A 19297-nucleotide genomic window follows, 5' to 3' on the forward strand; every position below is an offset into this window, starting at 1 on the left:
CCCGTGGGCCTGCGTCGGCGGGCACACACGACGTGGCCCATGGCAGCGTCTTTGAATCGGAGAAAGGATGACCACAGTAGTCAGGTACGGCCTGTTGCTTCTGGCGATCGCTTTTCCCGCTTTTCCCACGTTTGCCGGCGCCCGCTACGTGGAAGTGTGGAATCCGCCTGAGGCACGAGTCGATACGCAGCGGGTACAACCGGCGCGCGAGGCACCGAAGCATCGGCGCACGAGTATGCGCACCGGGCGTACCCAGCTGCAGCACCGCATCGTTGCGGCAGCGCCCGGCCCAAAGGCATCGGTCGCCGCGGTCTGGCACCGTACGGGCGAGCCACGCTTTGACGACATTCCCCGTCAGATCACGCCTGAGGGCAATGTACTTCGCGTAGGTGGGCGTCGTGCAGAGGCCGAGGTCGAGGTCGAACGCTGATGCAAAGCGAGCAATATAAAGGCTACATGCTGTGGGGCCATGCCATTCTGCAGCAGAAGGAAATCCTGCACCCCGAACGCTACGCCGCAAGCGGCACCATCACGAAAAGACAACAAGGTCATTGAGGCGTCCGGTGTACTCGACGAATTTGTCACCGGGGAAAAGGCGGAGCTGACGGGTATTCAATGGGCACGGGCATGGGTGGACGGTTCGGATTGGTGCCTTGGTCGTCGTTTTTTCGGAACAGCGTTTACCCGTCGTCAATTTCGTCAATTAGGGCCCTCCGCCACAAACCGTCACATGCCCGGGCAACAGGCTGACGGTTCATTGTTCAGTAGACGGGCCGCTGTCGGGCATTTCGGGATCAGCAGGCGGTTCGGTGTCCTGCCCCCGGGTGGGTGGATCGCCACGGACCGGTAGTTGCGTATTCCGTACCGCGTTGCGTAACTCATCGCGCTCCCATGCGTCGCCCTCGCGCTGTGCCGTCCGGCGTTCGAGTGCTTCGGCATCGAGCTCGGCAAGCCGGACCTGGCGGATGCTCTCCAGCTCAGGCTGCTCGAATACGATACGCATGCGGGTGTCAGCTGCCACGCGCGCCGCGGCGGCCTGGAATGCTTCGGGGCCGGAGAGCGACAATGTCGAACCGAACTTCTGTTGCGCGAAACGCAGCGCCAGCTTGATCGCTTCGGGCTCGCTGTCCCACAACCGCAGCGTGCGGCCTTCATCGACGAGGAATGCCACACCGTCCTTGCGGTAGTCGACCTCGCCGCTGGCTTGTACCTCGTACGTGATCGATGGCCCGCGATAGATGATCTCATTGTGACCAGGCCCGACCGGTTGCTTCGCGCCATCAGATGGCCGATTGATGTTCACAGCGCGCTCGTCGTCGGCGCGCTTCGCACTCAGACGGAGCTCCTGCATGCGTCGCAACTCGCGCAATGCCCGCTCGTCACCACTCTGCGCACGCTCCTGCAGGAAGTCGCGATACTGGTCCGTGATTGGCCGGCGTCCTGCGCCCTTGAGCGCTTCACGCTCCCTCACGATCCGGTCACGCAGCGCGGCCTCGACCTCGAGTCGCGCCGCACGCGCGGCCGACAGTTGCTCGCGCCGCTCCATGGCAGAAAGATCCGTACGATCCGCAACGGTGCCACGTGCGCGGTAGAAGGCGGCCTTGATCGTGCCGCGCCGGTCCTTCTCGTGCCGCGTCTGTTCATCCCACGCGCGGCGCAGCCCGTCGCGATAGGCCGCGCGCCATTGCTGGAACTCGGCCCACAGGTCCCGTTCGGGTGTGTGGCGCGGCGAATGGACAGCGCTAAGTCCGACCTGCGCCCGGTACGTCTCGCGAAGCAGCTGCGCGGCTTCCGTCCACGGCAGATTCATTTCCTTGGTCAGAAAATCGGATACGTTCAGGTTGCGCGAGCCCGCCCTGATCCGGTCACCGCCATCCGCACCCTTGCCGATGCTGTACTTCCCGACAATCAGCCCGTGTGAATACGCGAGTGCGGCAAGCAGGCGGCTGGCATCGAGTGTCGCGCGGATCTCTGCGAACTCCGTCCGCTCCCGTGAGCGACCGACACTGCGTGACTCGGCAAAATCACGCGCGAACTGGTCCCGAACCGTATCCGCTTCCCGGCCGGTTGCCGCCCGCGCGCGCGAATTGAACGGGTCTGTCAGAGTCTCTTCGCCGGCGTCGGACGATGCGAAAGGAAGCGATCGGATCGCATCGAGCGACTGCACGTCTGCCAGGCTGCGGATTTCATCTCGCGGACCGAAATCCGCTGGCAGCCGGCCACCGCGCAATGCCGGATTCAGACCAAATGGTTCGCTCGTTTGTGCCGGGCCGCCAAACGGTCCGCCGGCGCGCGTGAACTTGTCGGCCGCTGTCGCCGCAAGCCGTGCCCGCCCCGGACTGTCCGCTGCGTCCCATGAAGCGTACATGCGTGCCGCAATCGCATCGAGCAGAGGGTTACTGACGGGATCTAGCTGTTCTCTTCCCGCTCGCTCGCGATCGCCAGTCCATCGCAGTTGGTCAATTCGGTCGGCTTGGTCGTTTCCCAGCTCCAGTAGTGCATCAGCCGGCAGAAGCATTTGACGTCGCGCGGCGTCGCCATCCACACCGCGGCCGGGCACACCTCGCACACGGTGTGGGGATCGGGACGACGGGCTGGATCGATCGAAACGAGTGTCAAGGTCGTGATCCGCTCCCTGTCTCCACTTTCGCCACCGGCCCCGGCGTTCGTGTTGCGCGAGCGGCGGCTCGAGCCACCGCTGTCGTTGCCACTCTCGCCAATCTCGCCAGTCTCCTGGTCCACCACTGCTTCGTCGTGTTCGCTCATCAAGTCCTCCTGCTGCGTCATAGAACCGCTGTTCGCGGTGGTCGAGAATGCGTCGCTGCTCAGTCGGCGACGCGGCCTGATAGGTCTTGTAGAAGCTGCTACCGCTATTGAGATACTTGATCTCTCTCGCGCGCATATCGTTCCACTCGAAAAGCGCATCGAGATAATGCCGGGGTGTCGCACGCGGGATGGCCGTCTCGATGTACTCTGCATGGACGTTCCGATCAAGCGATTCACGCTTGCCGTCGGCATCGAGTTCGATGAATTCGCGCGAGAACACGAATTCCTTCAGGTTCACACCCTTCGTCGCGCCTGCTGGCTTGACGTTTTCATATTCGCCGTCACGGCCAGCGTTGCGTGTGCGGGTCTCGCCGAATTCGGCAATCAGCACCCTGAAGTCCTCATAACGGGTGACGTCGCGTGAAATCAGTGCCTCGAGGATCGCGGCCTTCAGCTCGCGGTTCATCGGCTCAAACACGTCACCCTTGTACCGGCTGATCATTTCCGACGCATCGGTGAACTGCACGCGCCGGTTGTCTTTCGGACTCGCCAGCCCGTATTTGGCGTTGATGTGCTCCTGGAACGCTTCGAGGAACCGGTGATGCCGATCGACCTTGCCAAACGGCTCCAGCCTCCGTCCCGTGCGGAGGTTCACCTCGGGGATCACCACGTGAAGATGGACTTTACGCTCGACAAGCTCGCCACTACGCCGGTCAGCATAGCTCTTGAGCCGGGGGACATGCGCCTCAGCATAGAAGTTGTATTCGTCGGGCCGGTAGGCAGCAAACGCGAACGCCTCAAACTCACGCACGATCTCCGCGAGCACCTCGCGCGAGACCTCGTCCTCCTTGAACGACAGCGTGACGTTGATGTAGCGCTCCGCTTGCGTGTCCATCGATTGGATGATGTCGTTGGTCAACGCCAGATCCCCGGCCAGAATCACCCGTTCATCCATCTCGTCGCGCTCGAACTCACGGTCCTGCTTCTGGCCCTGCTCCAGATAGGCCTTGATGCCGTCGTGATAGCCGCGTACCCGGATTAGCATCGATCATCGTCCCTGGTGAACGATCCGCCTGCGGGCCGAACAGGGCGATGGAGCAACACCGAATGCGTGATGGGTGACATATACGCCATCGTCATCCTGCCCGACATTCCGGTTCGGCACCTGCATGACGAGCGTTGCCTGATATGGATGATCGATTCCCATGTGCGTTGTATCCAGTCAGTCCACTTTCCCGAGCGTGCTTTTCAGATAGCGCGAGATCATCTGCAGTTGCGTGAGCAGTTGCTCGTAGGTCGCCTCCGACAGATCACCGTTCAGGTGTTCCGAATTCGCGCGATGGGCAATCTGGTTCAGGTTGTTGCTGGTCTTGTTGAAGATGTACAGGAGCCGCTTGCGGTCCGGGCTGGCGACCGGCCGGGCGATCACCTGGGTCCGGTTCGTCAGCACGGCCTGCCTGAAAAATTCAGACTGCGTCAGCCCGCTTCGGTTCACCTTTTCAAGATAGACCGCGCGATCCGCATCCGACAACCGGAACGCGACCGGTTTTCCAAGCCCTGCCCCATCGTTGCTTTTCTTGCGCGGCATGGTCAAAGCTCCGCGGGATGCGTCCAGTCTGCCGACTGACCTGGCAGATCGAACCGTGTCGCGTCGCCGTCGATCGGATGTGCGCGGAACTCATACGCCGGCCAATGCATCTCGCATTCGCGCAAGGCACACATCGCCTGGTCGCCCGTCATGGGAGACGTATAACCCCCCCATGGGAGATACCGCCACCGCCTGTTGTGCTCAGGCGCGCGTGGCTTCATCACAAGCTGGATCACCCATTCGCTGGTCGGAATCATCACACGCGCCTCCTATTCGTATTGCATACCAGGCAGTGCTTAGTGTCGACGACGGACTCGTCGGCGCGATGGACGCGGCGCAGTGGCCCGCGGCGGGGTTTCAAAGGGGCTCGCCCCTTTGGCACGAGATATTTTACGGAGCGCGTAGCGATGCGTAAACATATCCGACGTGCCTCGCCTCGCAAATCTATAGCAAACACTGTAGCACCCATATAGCAGGTTTCAATCATTAATTTGCATAACTAAAGCTTTATTGAAGCTTTATTCACCACGCATTTTTGACTATTTAGCACTTTTATAGCACTATCAAACGGCGTTGACTCTTCGCAGACCTCGCCATGCCGCTCACTGACCTCACCACCGTCGCCGAAGACCTGCGCGATGCGCCCGCCACCAGCACCACCCGCTCTGAAACCGCGCAGCTTGCCGATCTGATCGAACAGATCGATGCGGCCATGGCGCGCGGAGTGTCCAGGCGCGAACTCCACGCCCGTTTGCAAAAGCGCGGCCTCACCATGAGTCTCGCGGTTTTCGACAACGCCCTGCATCGCATCCGCAAACGCATGGGCCGACGCGCACCCAACCGCACACGCACGCCCATAAGCCATCCTGCATCGCCCGCACTCATCCCTGCACCCGCCGCCCCTGTCAGGCAGATAGCACCCGCGTCGCACGCGTACACGCCTTCCGCTTCCTCACCTCGCGCGGGCATCAGGACGCTCGACGAACTCGCTGCCGAAAACCCGCACCTCTCGCGCATGCAGTTGATCAAACTCGAAGCGCAGCAATACGACCCGCCGCTGCTTTCCAGCACTGGACTCGATGAAATAGCACGCAAATACGGCAGCCCGCCCAGACGCTGAGGCGTGCCGCACCGTCGATTGCGCCCGGTCGGGCGCGCGGCGCGCGCAACACCCACATTTGTGCACGCGGGCCAACCAGCGTTGCAGAGGAGCCTGGTCGACCTGGCGTGCGGTCGCGGCTCATCTTTTCTCCCCTTCCATAGCAAAAAGCCGCCGGGGTGAAGGACCCCAACGGCTTCTACTGGCTCATCTCTCCGTCGTTCACGCGTCTACCGCGTCCTCCTCCGCCTCATCGGTGCCACTATCGGCGTCGACCTCGTCACCGGGATCTTCGTCTTCACCGTCGTCATAACCGTAGATTCGATGTTCCGGCACCTCGCGGTTACGCAGCACTTCGGGCAGCCAACCCGACTCCGACAGCCGAAGCTGCGCAACCGCTGCAGCGCCGCCCTTCTTCATGCCGCGTAGCTCCGCTGCAGCTTCCGGTGACAGGGCATCGCTGATCACCTCTTCGATGCGCGCCTTCGGTACGTGATCGAAGTAGCTGGCACGCGTAGGCTTCCAGTAATACGCCATGTTCGTTTCCAGCACATTTGTAACCTCGTTGATGGCGTGGGCACTGTCCGTCCCGCTGATACCGTCGAGCGTCGCCGCTACGCAGAATGCAAACAGCCGGGAGATGACGTCCGCCTCCTGCTGCAGCAGCCACGCCAGTAACCCATCGCGACGCTTCGGCAGCACCCCCGCCCATTTCGCACGTTCGCCCTCGAGCATCTTCCAGGCGACGCTCTCTGCCATGTCGTCGGCGTTCGACACCAGCGCATCTCGTGACGTGTGCGCGTCGATCCGGATCGCGTGCTCCGAAAATTGTCGCGAATAGACTTCCCCGAACACGACTGGAACCATGCGAGTCATCAGCGCAGCCATCGCCACGCTGGGCCGCGTCATCAGTTCCGCCTGCACCGCAGCCGTCCGGTGCGCCGTGAGCCGCTTGCACAGCTTTTCGCCGTGCAGCGGCTTTGGCTTCGCCGCCGCACTACGGCTCGCCGATGCGCCATCGGTCCGCGAGTCACCGTCGGACTGCCTTCTCGCATCGTCGTGGCGCACAAGTCCGCGCTCGACGCATACCTGCCCGTCCTCATCAAGATAGACGAGAACGCCCGCGCGCTTCATGTCGTCCGCGTCGAACGCTTCGAACCGCACCGCGTATTGGTCCACGGCGTATGAGGCCGCTGTCACTGCCGCGTCAAGCCGGTCATACCGGTCTTCGTCTTCTTCACGATCCTCATCGTAGTACGCGTCAAGTTCGGCTTGCGCCGTGTCGCGCACGCTCACCAGCGCGTCAAGCTCCGCTTGCTCCTCCGTGGTCGGCTTGCGCATGGTCGAGTGCACCCGGCCATACTGCATGATCTCCATCATGTCGCCGCGCGTCCTCGTTTCTACGAATTGCCAGCCCTCTTTCGCAATGGTTTGGGATAGCTCGACGAGCCGATCCGTCGCGAGCCGATGCAGCAGTTCAGAATCCTCGATATAGCCTGCATTCTGGTCGTCACTGAACAGATCTCGTCGAACGTGGCCACCCGCCGCCTCATAGGCGTCCAGTCCGACGAACTTCGCCAGGGCGCTCTCGCGCGCGTCGATTTCCGCCTTCGTGAGCGCCGCGCGCAACTCTGACGGCCGGCGCTGCCAGGCGTTGGGCGCCTCGTTCCACACACGTTCCTGCGTCGCGTGATCGTCGGCCAGCGCCAACGCTTTGGCCTGCTCGTAATCGAGACTGTCATCTCGCAGCATCTCCAGCATGGCGGGCGACAGGTTGGCAATCTTGAGCGCACGCCGCACGACCATCTCGGACACCTTGAAAACCGCTGCCACGTGGGTCACGCTTTTACCCTCATCGACCAGCAGACGGAAAGCGACCGCTTCATCTGCGACGTGCATGTCCTCTCTTTCCCTGTTCTCGATCAGCGATGCGGCAACGGCTTCGCCTTCGCTCACAACCAGCACCGGCACCTGGTAATCCTTCGTAATACGGCCCTGGGAAAACAGCAGATCGAGCGCGGCGAGCCGCCGCTGCCCCGCGCAAACGCCAAGTTTCGGCATTTTCCCGCGCCCTTTGATCTCGTGCACAACGAGGTTTATCTGCATGAGGCCATTTTTCCGCGTTTGTTTCGGCCAGGCCTTCAATGCCGGTTGGCGCTTTCTTGCGTACGTTCAGCGGCGATCGGCAAAGTCGGCCGTACGAAACGTACTCGATGCTGCTGGATACGCTGAGGCTGGCTGCTGTCATCAGATTGCTCCGGTTCGGCCATCGCTTCATTGCGAGGCACAGGTTAATTTTATAGGCCTTTTAGTCCTTATAGACGCGTATTAATATTTAATATCGTAATAGCAATTCAGTATACATTTTCAAACGATAAAGGCTAAGTATTCTTTGATATAAGGGGCTATTAGTCCTAAACTAATGACGTGCCTCGCAATGAAGCGATGGCCGAACCGGAGTTTTCCGATGACCACTGAAATCCAAAACCGTATTACTTCCTCGATCATCCCCGATGAACTGCGCCTCAACGTGCTGCCGCGCTATCTCGGTCGCCACTACCTCACCGGCGAAGGGATGGTGTACGACTGGGCCGCGCGCCTGTGCAGCAGCTACGACGGTGGCTCGTGGCATTACTTCACGCTGTCCAACGGTGGCTTCTACATGGGTCCGGCCAACATGGGCCGTGTACATGTGCGCTGGCATCTGAACGGCTACAACGACATGATGGGCGCGGATGCCTTCGGCATCACCGTGACGCTCTTCGCTCTGTGTCACCTCGCGGAAAAGACGCAGGACGACACCATCATCGAACGTTTCCACCAGTTGCGTGAGTTCGCCACGCAACACGTAGAAGCCGCCAACATCCTGCGCGCCATCGACTAACTAACCGGCCCCGGCCTGCCGGCCGGGTCTGCTCCTTGATTGGGGAACAGCATGAACACTCTTGCAAGCCGCTTTGCCAGCAACGCCGTTGTCCTTCGCTCGGACAATCCGCTGACGAACAACGAAATCGCGGAAGTTGCGCCGTCCATCCTTGCGCAATCCGCGCACGAAAGCCGCTCGGCACGATACAGCTATATCCCGACTGTTGATATGCTCGACGCCCTGCGCAAGGAAGGTTTCCAGCCCTTCATGGTCTGCCAGACCCGCGTGCGCAAGGAGGGCATGCGTGACTACACGAAACATATGCTCCGCCTGCGCCAAGCCGACCAGATCACCGGTCGCGAGGCCAATGAGGTCATCCTCCTGAATAGCCACAATGGCGCGTCGAGCTACCAGATGATCGCCGGAATGTTCCGCTGGGCGTGCCAGAACGGCATCGTGTGCGGCAACGTGCTGAACGATATCCGTATCCCGCATAAGGGTAACGTGATCGGTGAAGTGATCGAAGGCGCATTCAAAGTGCTGAAGAGCTTCGAAGCAACGACAGAGCAGCGCGAAGGCATGGCGGCGACCGTGCTCGATGAGGGCGAACAGGTTGCCTTTGCCCGCGCGGCGCTCACGTTGCGCTATGAGGAGGACAAGCCTGCGCCGGTTACGGAACGTCAGCTTCTCGCGCCGCGCCGAGTGGAAGATCGCGCGCCCGATCTCTGGGCCACCTTCAACCGTGTCCAGGAAAACATGATTCGTGGCGGGCTGCAGGGTCGAAATGCGAGCGGCCGCGCCACCACGACCCGTGCCGTTACAGGTATCGACCAGAACATCCGCCTGAATCGGGCCCTGTGGGTATTGGCTGACGAACTGCGCCGCCTGCGCGGCTAACCGGATCGCCCCGGCCTTACGGTCGGGGCGTGTCCAGAAAGGGGAATTCACATGGATCCGCTCAATACCCGTCCTACGTGGCTGGCCGCCCTGCTGCCGCTCTTGGCTGTCTGGCAGTACGGAGACCGGGGCATGGTTCGTGGCGAACTGTACCGCATGGCCCTGTCGGCTGACGCGGCGGCACAATCCGCTGACGCACTCCAGCGCATTGCCCGCATGCTCAACCGCGATGGCAATCCGGTAGAGATGCACTGCGAGGAGTTGCGCGCCATCGCCCTCGCCGCGCTAGCTGGCTTCGAACGCGTTCCGCCTTGTGCGCCCGTTGCAATGCTCATGGAGCACAACGGAATCCTGCATTAAATTTCGTCATCCTGATTAATCGTCAATGCCCGCGTGGAGGTCACGCGGGCCTGTGAGGTACTCATCACTGACGTTTTGCCATTGTCGAAATCGAGCGGGCCATTAACTACTGGTGTACCCAGGAACCGGCTGGTCCGGACGGTGCGTTGTGTGCAAGAGCGTGTGCGCTCGCTGCCGTGTACGACCCGATGATCTATGAGCGCGCCACGTCCGTAGCGGTGGCACGTCTCACCTCTGAACAGGTTGCCGCGGTGCGCATCGCACTGGATCTCCGACACCCGCAACGTCCGCCGCCTTGATAGCTACGCGGCGGCTTTACGGCGCATACTGACTGCCGCGCCCCGCCGCCCCTCCCCCTGCAAGCTAGGAGGCTGGATAATCACGGGAGCATCGCGCGCGCCGCGCGCCCGGATCGAGGCGCACGGGGTCCCCCATGGCCGCATCGCCGGACATGGGGAGAGCGCCGGCGCGCCGCGTCAGCGGCGGGACGATCCGGTACGGGCCCAGGCAGACCACCGGCCGGGGTCGTCAAGCGCCCGCGGGGCGCGTGAATCCCCCGCGGCGTGAGCCGTGGGGGCTGGATAATTACGGGAGCACAGCGCGCCGCGTCTGCGGCGCGACGATCCGGTACGGCCCAAGCCGGGCACCGGCCTGGGCCGTCAAGCGTCCGGAGGGCGCTTGTATCGCCCGCGGCGTAAGCCGTAGGGACTGGATCTTCACGAAACACATGGAAAAATAAACGGTTCGAGGTAAGGATGAGCTATCACATCGAAATCCGGGCCACCTGCCTGCGATCGGCGGAGGACGGCTGGGAGCAGCCGAGCGGAGCCGAGATTCAGGAGGTTATCCGACGCACCGGCTTGCCGGGACGCGCGGTTGCGCGCTATCTCGGCATGTCGGAATATGGCGGTCGGCAGGTGCGCCGCTGGATCAGCGAAGACGCCGCAATCCCTTACTCGGCCTGGGCCTTGTTATGCGACCGGGCCGGGCTCGGGTGTATCTGGCGCCCAGCAGCAGACCGAGCCGGGCCGGATTCACTCCCATAACGGTGCACCTTGTGCCCGCACCGACTCGAGGGGATGTTTTATAAATACAGTTGGCGATCGGGAATCGGAAAACTGGCAGGTGATGCCCGAGCTCGTAAACACCCGCCGCGCAGTCGGCGGACTGCAAGGACTCCCCTGATATTGAGGAATGACGAGATGCTGTAGCCGGAAGCTCGGCGACGAAATTGGCTCTCCCCACACGGCCGCGGCACCCTGCTAATACTACAACATCGTTGCATTCAGCCCGAGACGCGTCCAAAGACAACGTCGTCAATGATGCCGGGCTCGACGAGTATGGCTACTGTGACGACTACATGTTGGCCGTCGGTCGGCGGCTGTTTCCCGATGTGCCGGGCCAGTCCGAAGGATCCGGCTTCCGGACCGCCTACGACATCGTGTGCAGAGCACTCGATGAGTGGAGAGCCGGTCTTGTGATGCCATTCAATCAGGTCTCCCACGCACCCGACCTATAACTCGGCATTACGGACGAATTGTTGTGCATTGTGAATGCCAATCATGAAACGATATCGAACGGCAGACCGATACGCTCGCTACCGATCAGCCGGTCGGTCTCCAAATCAAAAAGCAAAGCGCGGAGGTGCATCCTCGACGCGACCATCTTCGGCGGCTGCACGAGACGCATGGTGGTGAAACGGTCTGGATTAACGCAATGACCGTGAATGCGAGCTAGGGGGAGATGCTTGAGCAGGTCTGCGAGGTGCGGAGCCGAGTGCTCGCGTTCCGTTTAAGCCTTGGTGGCGGCTTTCGCTTTGGTGCGCAGAAACACGAACGAGTAGAGCGCAAAGGATAGGTCCTTATGCGCCAGCACTTCCGACTCATGAATCGTCAACGGGTTGAGCTTCACCCGCTTGATGGCCAGCTTACCGGCCGCGGAGGCGATAAAGGCACGCATGAAGTCCTTTTGCGCCTTGCCGTCCGCCTTGTGATACGCCTCACGACCGAGGTCGGCATTCTCGACGGTCTGTGTTTTGCTGCGCTCCTCTGCCGCTGCGGCGCTGGCGGCGACGGCCGCTATCGCCAGTTGCTTCGCGCTGGACTCCGCGCTCTCCTGCTCCTGCTGCTGTTGCTGTACCGTTAGCATTTTGCGGTCAGCGTCCGATAGCTTGTAGCCATCGGTGATAGCTTTTAGCAGGTAGGCGCCCGGACTCTTCTTGACTTGGCCGGAGTCGACCTTGGCGCGCGTGTATTCGATTGCCTGGAGAATACGCTCATCCGACCACGCAGCGCGGTTTTGCGAGATGGTGTTGAACTGCTTTTCGGTGAAGCCGAATTCGTTCTTCAGCGTCGTGTATATCTCTTGCGCGCCAAGCAGGCTAGCTCGAATAGCTCCAGCGGTTTCTTTGCGCGTCAACCTGAAACGAATCCGGTCAATCTTTTTCGACTTCGGGCTCACGGTGCGAGTCTCGTAGCTAAGGTCGATGTCGGAGACTGCGTTAATCTGCTTAACCGCCTTGTCGAGGTTGTCGCGTTTGAAGTACTTGAATTCGGTTGCAGTCGACGCAGCCTTCCCGGGCCAGCCACGTACCACATCGACTTCGAACCACTCAGTTATGCCTTCTGCCACGTAACCGATGACGTGGTCGTAAATGGCTCGAGCATAGGTAAGCGTGAAGGCAGAGGTGATTCGCAGGCTCAGCCAGTGCGACTTCACCGGGTCCTTGATGTGCGGAATGAGCGGCTCAGGAACCGCAAAAGTGATGCGCCCTTTGTCGATACCGACGATACCGATGAGCTGTACGGACACCCACTTTTCGTCCTCCGCGGACGTGCTGCCAGGGGGCGAGGCCGAAACCTGAATCAAGGCTTTTTGAGCCTCGGACACGACTGTTCGCAGGTGCTTGTAGTTGTAGCTGTCATAACGCATGAGCCATCGGAAGTAGCTCAGCTCGACGTCATAGATCTTCGGGGTGGTCGGCTCCTGCGCCACGATGAAGTGCGCTGCGTCCAGGAGTCGCCTGGCCGTAATACCCACATCGGTGATGTCTATAAAAACGTTGTTACGCTGATAGCCAATCTCCTTCGTCGATTCGTTGATCGGTGTATCAGTGGTGAGCATCTCCTCGAACAGCTCGAACGACAGCTGGCGCGAGGTTGCGCGTGTCGTGATGTTGTTTGCCATCGAGGATCCTGCCCCTAGTTGCCGGTCGCGGAGACTCTATCACGTGTAGGTGAGATGTCAAAACAAAAAGACTCACCATGAAATCGGGCATTTCAACAATTCTAATCACCCACCATTGGCACGTGTGTGTTCAACAAATCTACTCACCTTCCCGCTTTTTGGGGCCGGGCGTCATGATGGACGGTGGTATGTTTTTCAAAGTCTTTTAAAAGCGAAAACCAACCAACTAACAACAGAGAAACCACGATCCCCGTAAAAACAATGGGTTAGTCCCGTGTGGGTGAGCATTTTTGTGCTAGAAGTGAGGACTTTTGTAGGCAGAAGGTGAGTAGAAATCCTTGACTAGCGTGAGAGGTTTACCAGCGTCAGGTGAGTGATTCTGTTGGCGCGAAGTGACGGTGAGAATTTTTGTTGAATATCGCTTCCCATCCCGGCGACCCCTACCTGGCGGGGCTTACCGGCCAAAATAGCTCGAAATGGGTGAGTGGTTTTGTTGAAGGATGGTGAGTGCTTTTGTGGCACCACGCAGCTGGCGTGCTCGATTTATCAGCATGAACGGCACCAAGGTCCACCGGACGGCCGTTTGCAGCCAGCGCATCTGTGGATAAGACGATAACCGGTTGATGATGGTGAGTATTTTTGTAGGCAAGTGCACTTGTCCTTGCAGTGAAAACCAGCATAACGCTTGCGTTGTGGGCCGTCGGAAGACTCCGACCGGGGAGCGATGAACTCTCTTGGGGCAAAAATATGCCCCGCATTTCGCGGCAATGCGATGTGCCCGCAATGGGATGGTGAGAGGAATTGTTGAAAGAAGCAGGACGGGCACGTCAACGGGCAGATTTCAACAATTCTTCTCACCCACCTTCACAACCCTGCTTCAACGTATTTCAACAATTTCTCTCACCATTAGGTTTCGGAATGCTTTCGCACGAGCAGCCAGTTCTGGCTTTTCTGTCGTGCCGTTCGATCGTTTTTCGTTGTTTTTCAGCGGATTAGGGGGAGAGTTTAAGAAACTAGCTTATGCGACAGCGATTTTTTCAAAGTTTTCGAGTATTCTACGCTTCGTCACGATTTCCGGTGAAAGTGTAAAAACCATGTCTAAAGTCGAATTTCCCGCTATCACACGCAAGGTTCCTCTAGCGAAAATCGCAAAATTTGCAAAAAAACTGGACGGGCTGACGGCCGAGCTGCGCGAGCAGATTCTCACGCCGAGGCCGCGAAAGTCACCACCGAACTTTACGACTGCCGAAGTAGCAGACCTGTGCGGGCTGGACCGGACCAAGCTTCACTACCAAGCGACGCGGGAAGGAAGCACGTTGCCGCCGGGCGTTGCACACGGCACGGGCCGCAGCCGCCTGTTTACCTTGACCGAGGCGCGCACCTACGTACAACAGTTGTCGGAAATCTATCAGTCGCCGCTCGTGACCGGTCGCGAAGCAGATGGCAAGATTGTTCTAGTCGCGAACTTCAAGGGTGGGTCAACGAAGACTACGACGACGATGTGTATCTCGCAAGGGTTGTCGTTGCGCGGACGGAAAGTGCTCGTGGTTGACCTGGACCCGCAGGCCTCCCTGTCCGAACTCTGCGGACTTTATGCCGAAAACGAGGTCGACGAGGATTCGACCGTTCTCCCTTTTATTTATAACGAGGAGATGGAAGGCGGACTGGAATCTGCTATCAAGGAAACTTATTGGGACGGCTTGGATGTGATTCCCGCACATCCGTCGCTGTTCAGTGCGGAGTTCTTCATCCCCTCGATGCTGAAGACTCGCCCGAGCTATCAGTTTTGGGCAATCCTGCGGAAAGGCTTGGAGCCGCTGCGCAAGAAGTACGACTACATCATTCTGGACACAGCTCCCTCCCTCTCCTACCTCACATTGAACGCATTGATGGCGGCTGATTCGATGGTGATGCCCTTGGTGCCGGAGAGCCTAGACTTCATCAGCTCGGTATCGTTTTGGGGGCTGTTTTCGGATATTGCCGCGAACTTCATGGAGAAGGAGTCAGACAAGGTCTACGATTTCATCTCCGTGATTCTGTCGAAGGTGGATACAAGCCCGACGTCGTCAGCACCCATCGTTCGCTCTTGGACGCAACGCGCCTACGAAGACTGGTTGACCACGACCGAGATTCCGGCGAGTTCGGTGATGAGCAACGGCGCGCTTGCGCTCTCGACAGTGTTCGACCTCAGCAAATCCGACGGGGTCTCAAAGACGGTGCAGCGTGTACGGCAACCACTGGTTGAATACTGCAAGTGGATTGACAACATGTACGTCGACGAATGGAGTCTCGCACAATGAGCAGCATTCGTGATCGTATGGCTCTACAAACCGCCAACCTCCGGAAGACGTCCTCAATTTCTGACGAGGAGATGGACGCGACCAAGCCCGTGCTCGAGAAGCCGAAGACAGGGCCTGGGATGGCAGGGGCCTTGGCAGCCGCACAACTTAAAATTCAAGAGTTGGAAGCGAGTGGCGGCCAAGCAATGATTCCGGTTGCGGAGGTTGTGCCGAATCCATGGCAGCCGCGGCGGATTTTTGTCGAGGCCGAGCTTTCAGATCTTGCAGAGTCTATTCGCGAAAAGGGGTTGGTTCAGCCGGTGGCGGTGCGGCGCGTTGAGTCCGGCTACCAACTGGTCGCTGGTGAGCGGCGATTGCGCGCGCACAAAATCTTGGGCATGGAGCAAATCAAGGCCGTCATAGTCGAGTGCTCCGATGAGGATATGGTTGTTCTCGCGTTGGTAGAGAACATCGGGCGGTCCAACCTGACCGACTATGAAATAGCGACTTCGCTTCGTCGTGCGGAAGCAGAGTTTCCGAATCGAAAGCGGCTCGCTGAGTCACTCGGTATGTCTCGCACTGGGCTGTATCAATTTTTGGCGTTCGAGAAGCTGCCTGATTTCATCAAGGAGCAATTGGACTTGCAGCCCGCGTTGCTTGGGTGCAACGCCGCAGAAGAGATTGTGTCGGCTATCAAAAAGCATGGCGCTGCCGGTTTGGCTGCGGCAAAGGAATTATGGTCGGACGTTCTCAAAGGAGAAATTCTCCAGGGCCGATATGCTGCCGCAATCGTAGCGCAGGCCACCCGTCAGGCTTCACGAACGGAGGCCCGCGAGCGGAGCATCGCGAAGTTCTTTTCGGGCAAGGAACAGGCCGGTAGCATTACCAAGGACGTGAACTCGTTCACCGTCAAAATCAAGACCGGGTCGCTTAGCGAAGCTCAAGAGACTCGAATCCGGCAACTTATCAGTGAGCTGTACAGGGAAGAACCAAGCACGCAGCAGTAATCGAACTCACCGAAGATAAGCCCGCAGACTGCGGGCTTTTTTTGGTTCATTGCCAAATGCGGGTTGCCCGCAGATCAACGCTAGACTGTCAGTAATGCGGACACTCAGAAATAGTCCGGACCTCCCAATAACGCCACACCTTGGGCGACGTCGCGCGGTGTCAGTAGTACCGACACTCCGGACCTTCGTTACGTTGCGACCCGCATGGCACGCCTCGTGTGAGGCGTCGAAGTGTCAGTATTACTGACACGCGGAACCTCCTGATATCGGCGGCACGGCCGATGCTCGCCAAGGTGTCAGTAGTACCGACACTCTGGAGACCTATGCCCTTGACGTCTGCAGGTCAGGCGTCGCCTGAAAGAGAAGAGCCTGAACAAGGCCTGACTGTTTGGGAAGAGACATGCCGCCTAATGGACGATGCGACGGGAGAGCCTGCGAAGCAACTCGAACGCCAGTGTCCATGGTTTCCAGTAATCCCGCCAACCCGACTTGGGACCGCGCCTGAGGTCGGGCGCTGGAAGCACCGGAGGCCCACCCGCTGGTGCAGTGCCGCACGTTACGGGCTGGCATAGTGCGAACTGCCGCTGCCCTCGCCGGCACGCATCTGCCCGGAGCTCGGCGGGGCGGCGGGGTATGTGGCGTGGCGTGTCCGTGATCCGCCCATGCAACGCGGCGGCAGCTAGCCTGCTGTCGTGAAAACCTGGCCGGAGAAGGCGAGGTGCGGCATTTACCGTGCGTGGTGCGAGGGTGCTGTCCGCCGTTAGCCCCTTACTTGGGCGGGGCGGTTGCGCGCAGCCGGCGGTCTGGCCCGTCGAGATGCGCCGGGCGTAACACGTACGTTTCCCTCGGCGAGCATTTCGCAGACTTAGTCGATACGCAGGTGCGCGTGCTGCGGAAGCGCTGAAGGTCGACAAGGCGTCAGGAGATCCGGCGCCGTTCCATAGAGAGGCGTTCCTCGCGCGCAAGCGTGCCACGCATGGCGACCCGGATGGCCGCTATAGGGTGCGACAGCTGACCGAGTCCGATCTCGAAGGGTTTTTGCGTTACACGGCCACACGTTGGTGTCCCGGGCAGACCGACCGCGATCACAGCCACTTGGACGCCACTAGAACATGGCGGGCTCGCATATCGAGAGAGCCGGCCGCATCTGACTGGTGCGCGGCGGATTTTCCGTGCTTGAGCGTGAGACGGAAACCACGCTGGACGTGATCTAGGTCGTGCAACAGCGCATAGAGGTCCGGGCATCACCTCTGATTTGAATCAAGGCGGACGCGGCGCGGGGCAGGGCAGAATCGTCCTTCTGAATGCAGCGGACATTACCACGGAGAAACCTGAAAAAGCGATTCGCGCTTCCGTGTCGATCGCCGTGCTTGGCAACGATCGCCTCATCGCGGCCGTGGTCGCGATGCCCGATGCGACGACAGAGCACGACTGCACCACCACGGGCGGATCCTGTTCCTTGGGGCGCGGCCCACGGCCGACGCCGTGGCGCTCCTCGAGCGGCTGCTACCCCCCGTCTGGTGCATCGACACCCGGGGCTGATGCGAGCGGCTTCATTTACAACATTCGGATATCGGCGATCTGATGGAGCGCCCGGTGGCGGGCACGACACGCGAGCTGCAGCAGCTCGAGATCGGGTGGTGCGTTGTCTGCGGCGTGCGGGTGCGAGCATCGTGGTGGCCCGGAGGTGATCACTCGGCGTGAAGAAGGACATATGATCCTCAAGTCGATTTTCCCGCCAGACCGGCAGCACGGGGTGGGTCGGTCGGTCGGAAGGATCTTTGGGTGACAACTGATGATGCTTGATGCTTGATGCTTGATGCGATATGGGCTATCCTGACGGGGTGTGAAACAACTGGATGCCTATGGAGGTCCCCATGCGAACCACCCTCGATATCGACGACGACGTGCTCGCCCTCGCGCGCGTGCGCGCCGACCGCGAGCACGTGTCGATCGGCCGCATCATCTCGCAACTCGCGCGCGCAGCGCTGCAGCGTCCCGCAGTCGCTCCGGCCACGCGCAACGGCTTGCCGGTGCTGCCAAACGCGCGCACCGCGCGGACGGTCACGCCCGAACTCGTCAACCAGCTGCTCGACGAGGCGCCCTGATGACGTATCTGCTTGACGTCAATGTACTGATTGCGCTGCTCGACGCCGGTCATGTACAGCACGAGGCCGCGCACGAATGGTTCGGCCGGGCAGGGCACGCCGCTTGGGCAACCTGCCCGCTGACTGAAAACGGCGTGCTTCGCATCATCGGCAATCCGCGCTACCCGAATACGCTGGAGACGCCTGCCGCGGTCGCGCCGCTTGTCGCGCAGCTGCGCGCACATCCTGGCCATACATTCTGGTCTGACGACCTGAGCCTGCTCGATCCGGAGCACGTTGACGTCAGCCGCGTCCTAGCGACCGACCAGGTGACCGACACGTACCTGCTTGCCCTCGCGCGGCGCCACGGCGGAACGCTGACCACCTTCGACCGCCGGCTGGTCGTCGATGCGGTGCCGGATGGTGCGCGCCACCTCGAAGTCATTAGTTGATGCTGGTGCCGCGCTCCTGGGACTCGCTCTTCGCGGGACTTTCGAACCCCAATCGCGATTCGGGCCTAAGACAGCTAGGGAACATTAGGGCGATAATGTGGCCCACTTTGCCGCGCCCGTGAAACATTCCGGGGTAGATGTCTTTCGCCCGTAATGTGTTGTCGGGTAAGGCTTGCGCCGATGTTTGCATCGAATGTTTCACGGGCGTGGGCCGTCTGCGTGTTTCCGGACGGCGTCTTTGCCTTGGTCGGCCGCCAATCTCACAGCTCGGATTTGCGAAAGGCAAACGTGTAGTGAAAAACACGTAATATGTAACGCCAAGCTAAGTGCGGTTTCCGCTCCGCTAAAAAATTATCTCGATTTCCAGACGCGACGATTCACTCTGCCGGGAAGAGGGGCTTTCCGTATGCGAGAGAGATGACTTGGAGTGCGCCGCCCGCCACATCCGTTATCCACGCACTGTTATGGACACGCAGAGCTCGCGCTGAGTTGTTGAGTGACCCGTCTGCCGATCTCGGGCGATGCGAACGCGGTGACGATTCCGCCCGGCCGGGCCGCGGCAACTGATCACGCCGCCGAACTTCGCGACTACGAAAGCAAATATCGCAGGGAGGGAAACCAGCGGGACTGTGACGAACGGCCTCAAAGCAGCTGCTACCGAGAGTGACACGGGATCAAACGCCGCGAAACGAGTGTGGCGAATGTGGGTG

General features: G+C 60.1%; 15 protein-coding genes and 1 pseudogene. 12 read left to right on the plus strand and 4 right to left on the minus strand.

Translation table 11 applies throughout. From position 1 onward, the window contains the following. Window positions 1–67 precede the first annotated feature (67 nt). Entirely contained in the window at window positions 68–430 is a 363-nt protein-coding gene (locus tag OKW35_RS11660; RefSeq protein ID WP_429552040.1) for a hypothetical protein, read from the plus strand. After that, window positions 430–637, plus strand: a pseudogene (locus OKW35_RS11665) (hypothetical protein); the annotation flags it as partial. The gene OKW35_RS11660 and the pseudogene OKW35_RS11665, both read left to right, overlap by 1 nt. A gap of 117 nt (window positions 638–754) precedes the next feature. Here OKW35_RS11665 and OKW35_RS11670 read toward each other — a convergent pair. Both OKW35_RS11670 and OKW35_RS11675 read right to left on the minus strand, forming a co-directional pair. After that, the gene (locus tag OKW35_RS11670; RefSeq protein WP_429552041.1) at window positions 755–3811 is read right to left on the minus strand and encodes an LPD7 domain-containing protein; all 3057 of its coding nucleotides are present in this window, start codon (window positions 3809–3811) and stop codon (window positions 755–757) included. Between the two features lie 177 nt (window positions 3812–3988). Next, window positions 3989–4354 carry a plasmid mobilization protein gene (locus tag OKW35_RS11675; protein ID WP_429552042.1) on the minus strand — a complete coding sequence of 122 codons (366 nt, stop codon included), beginning with the start codon at window positions 4352–4354 and terminating at the stop codon, window positions 3989–3991. Between the two features lie 595 nt (window positions 4355–4949). Here OKW35_RS11675 and OKW35_RS11680 point away from each other — a divergent pair. Next, window positions 4950–5474 (plus strand): hypothetical protein, encoded by a 525-nt coding sequence (locus tag OKW35_RS11680; RefSeq protein WP_429552043.1) that lies wholly within the window; start codon window positions 4950–4952, stop codon window positions 5472–5474. A 201-nt stretch (window positions 5475–5675) separates the two neighbouring features. Here OKW35_RS11680 and OKW35_RS11685 read toward each other — a convergent pair whose 3' ends face one another. Then, a complete protein-coding gene (locus OKW35_RS11685) occupies window positions 5676–7514 on the minus strand; it encodes a ParB/RepB/Spo0J family partition protein (protein WP_429552044.1) in 1839 nt (612 codons plus the stop codon). A 406-nt stretch (window positions 7515–7920) separates the two neighbouring features. On the opposite strand from OKW35_RS11685, the gene OKW35_RS11690 reads away from it, so the two are divergent. The 5 genes from OKW35_RS11690 (at window position 7921) to OKW35_RS11710 (ending at window position 10622) form a co-directional block, all read left to right on the plus strand. Further along, the gene (locus OKW35_RS11690; RefSeq protein WP_187638529.1) at window positions 7921–8337 is read left to right on the plus strand and encodes an antirestriction protein; all 417 of its coding nucleotides are present in this window, start codon (window positions 7921–7923) and stop codon (window positions 8335–8337) included. A gap of 51 nt (window positions 8338–8388) precedes the next feature. Next, window positions 8389–9216, plus strand: coding sequence for a DUF932 domain-containing protein (locus OKW35_RS11695; protein ID WP_429552045.1), 828 nt, complete (start codon window positions 8389–8391; stop codon window positions 9214–9216). 51 nt (window positions 9217–9267) lie between these two features. Beyond that, a complete protein-coding gene (locus OKW35_RS11700) occupies window positions 9268–9576 on the plus strand; it encodes a hypothetical protein (protein ID WP_187638531.1) in 309 nt (102 codons plus the stop codon). 80 nt (window positions 9577–9656) lie between these two features. Then, the gene (locus OKW35_RS11705; protein WP_429552144.1) at window positions 9657–9875 is read left to right on the plus strand and encodes a DUF3717 domain-containing protein; all 219 of its coding nucleotides are present in this window, start codon (window positions 9657–9659) and stop codon (window positions 9873–9875) included. A gap of 456 nt (window positions 9876–10331) precedes the next feature. After that, window positions 10332–10622, plus strand: coding sequence for an XRE family transcriptional regulator (locus tag OKW35_RS11710; protein ID WP_187638532.1), 291 nt, complete (start codon window positions 10332–10334; stop codon window positions 10620–10622). Between the two features lie 745 nt (window positions 10623–11367). On the opposite strand, the gene OKW35_RS11715 is transcribed toward OKW35_RS11710, so the two are convergent. After that, on the minus strand, window positions 11368–12762 hold the full coding sequence (locus OKW35_RS11715) for a replication initiation protein (protein WP_429552046.1): 1395 nt from the start codon (window positions 12760–12762) through the stop codon (window positions 11368–11370). Between the two features lie 1094 nt (window positions 12763–13856). On the opposite strand from OKW35_RS11715, the gene OKW35_RS11720 reads away from it, so the two are divergent. From OKW35_RS11720 to OKW35_RS11735, 4 genes are all read left to right on the plus strand, one after another. After that, window positions 13857–15062, plus strand: coding sequence for a ParA family protein (locus tag OKW35_RS11720; protein WP_429552145.1), 1206 nt, complete (start codon window positions 13857–13859; stop codon window positions 15060–15062). Then, window positions 15059–16048 (plus strand): ParB/RepB/Spo0J family partition protein, encoded by a 990-nt coding sequence (locus tag OKW35_RS11725; protein ID WP_429552047.1) that lies wholly within the window; start codon window positions 15059–15061, stop codon window positions 16046–16048. The genes OKW35_RS11720 and OKW35_RS11725 overlap by 4 nt, the downstream gene beginning before the upstream one ends. Before the next feature lie 1877 nt (window positions 16049–17925). After that, window positions 17926–18156, plus strand: coding sequence for a CopG family transcriptional regulator (locus OKW35_RS11730; protein ID WP_429552048.1), 231 nt, complete (start codon window positions 17926–17928; stop codon window positions 18154–18156). Beyond that, the gene (locus tag OKW35_RS11735; RefSeq protein ID WP_094779160.1) at window positions 18156–18587 is read left to right on the plus strand and encodes a TA system VapC family ribonuclease toxin; all 432 of its coding nucleotides are present in this window, start codon (window positions 18156–18158) and stop codon (window positions 18585–18587) included. The genes OKW35_RS11730 and OKW35_RS11735 overlap by 1 nt, the downstream gene beginning before the upstream one ends. The last annotated feature ends 710 nt before the right edge of the window (window positions 18588–19297 follow it).

The sequence above is a fragment of the Paraburkholderia sp. MM5477-R1 genome, assembly GCF_050436385.1.
GTDB lineage: Bacteria > Pseudomonadota > Gammaproteobacteria > Burkholderiales > Burkholderiaceae > Paraburkholderia > Paraburkholderia tuberum.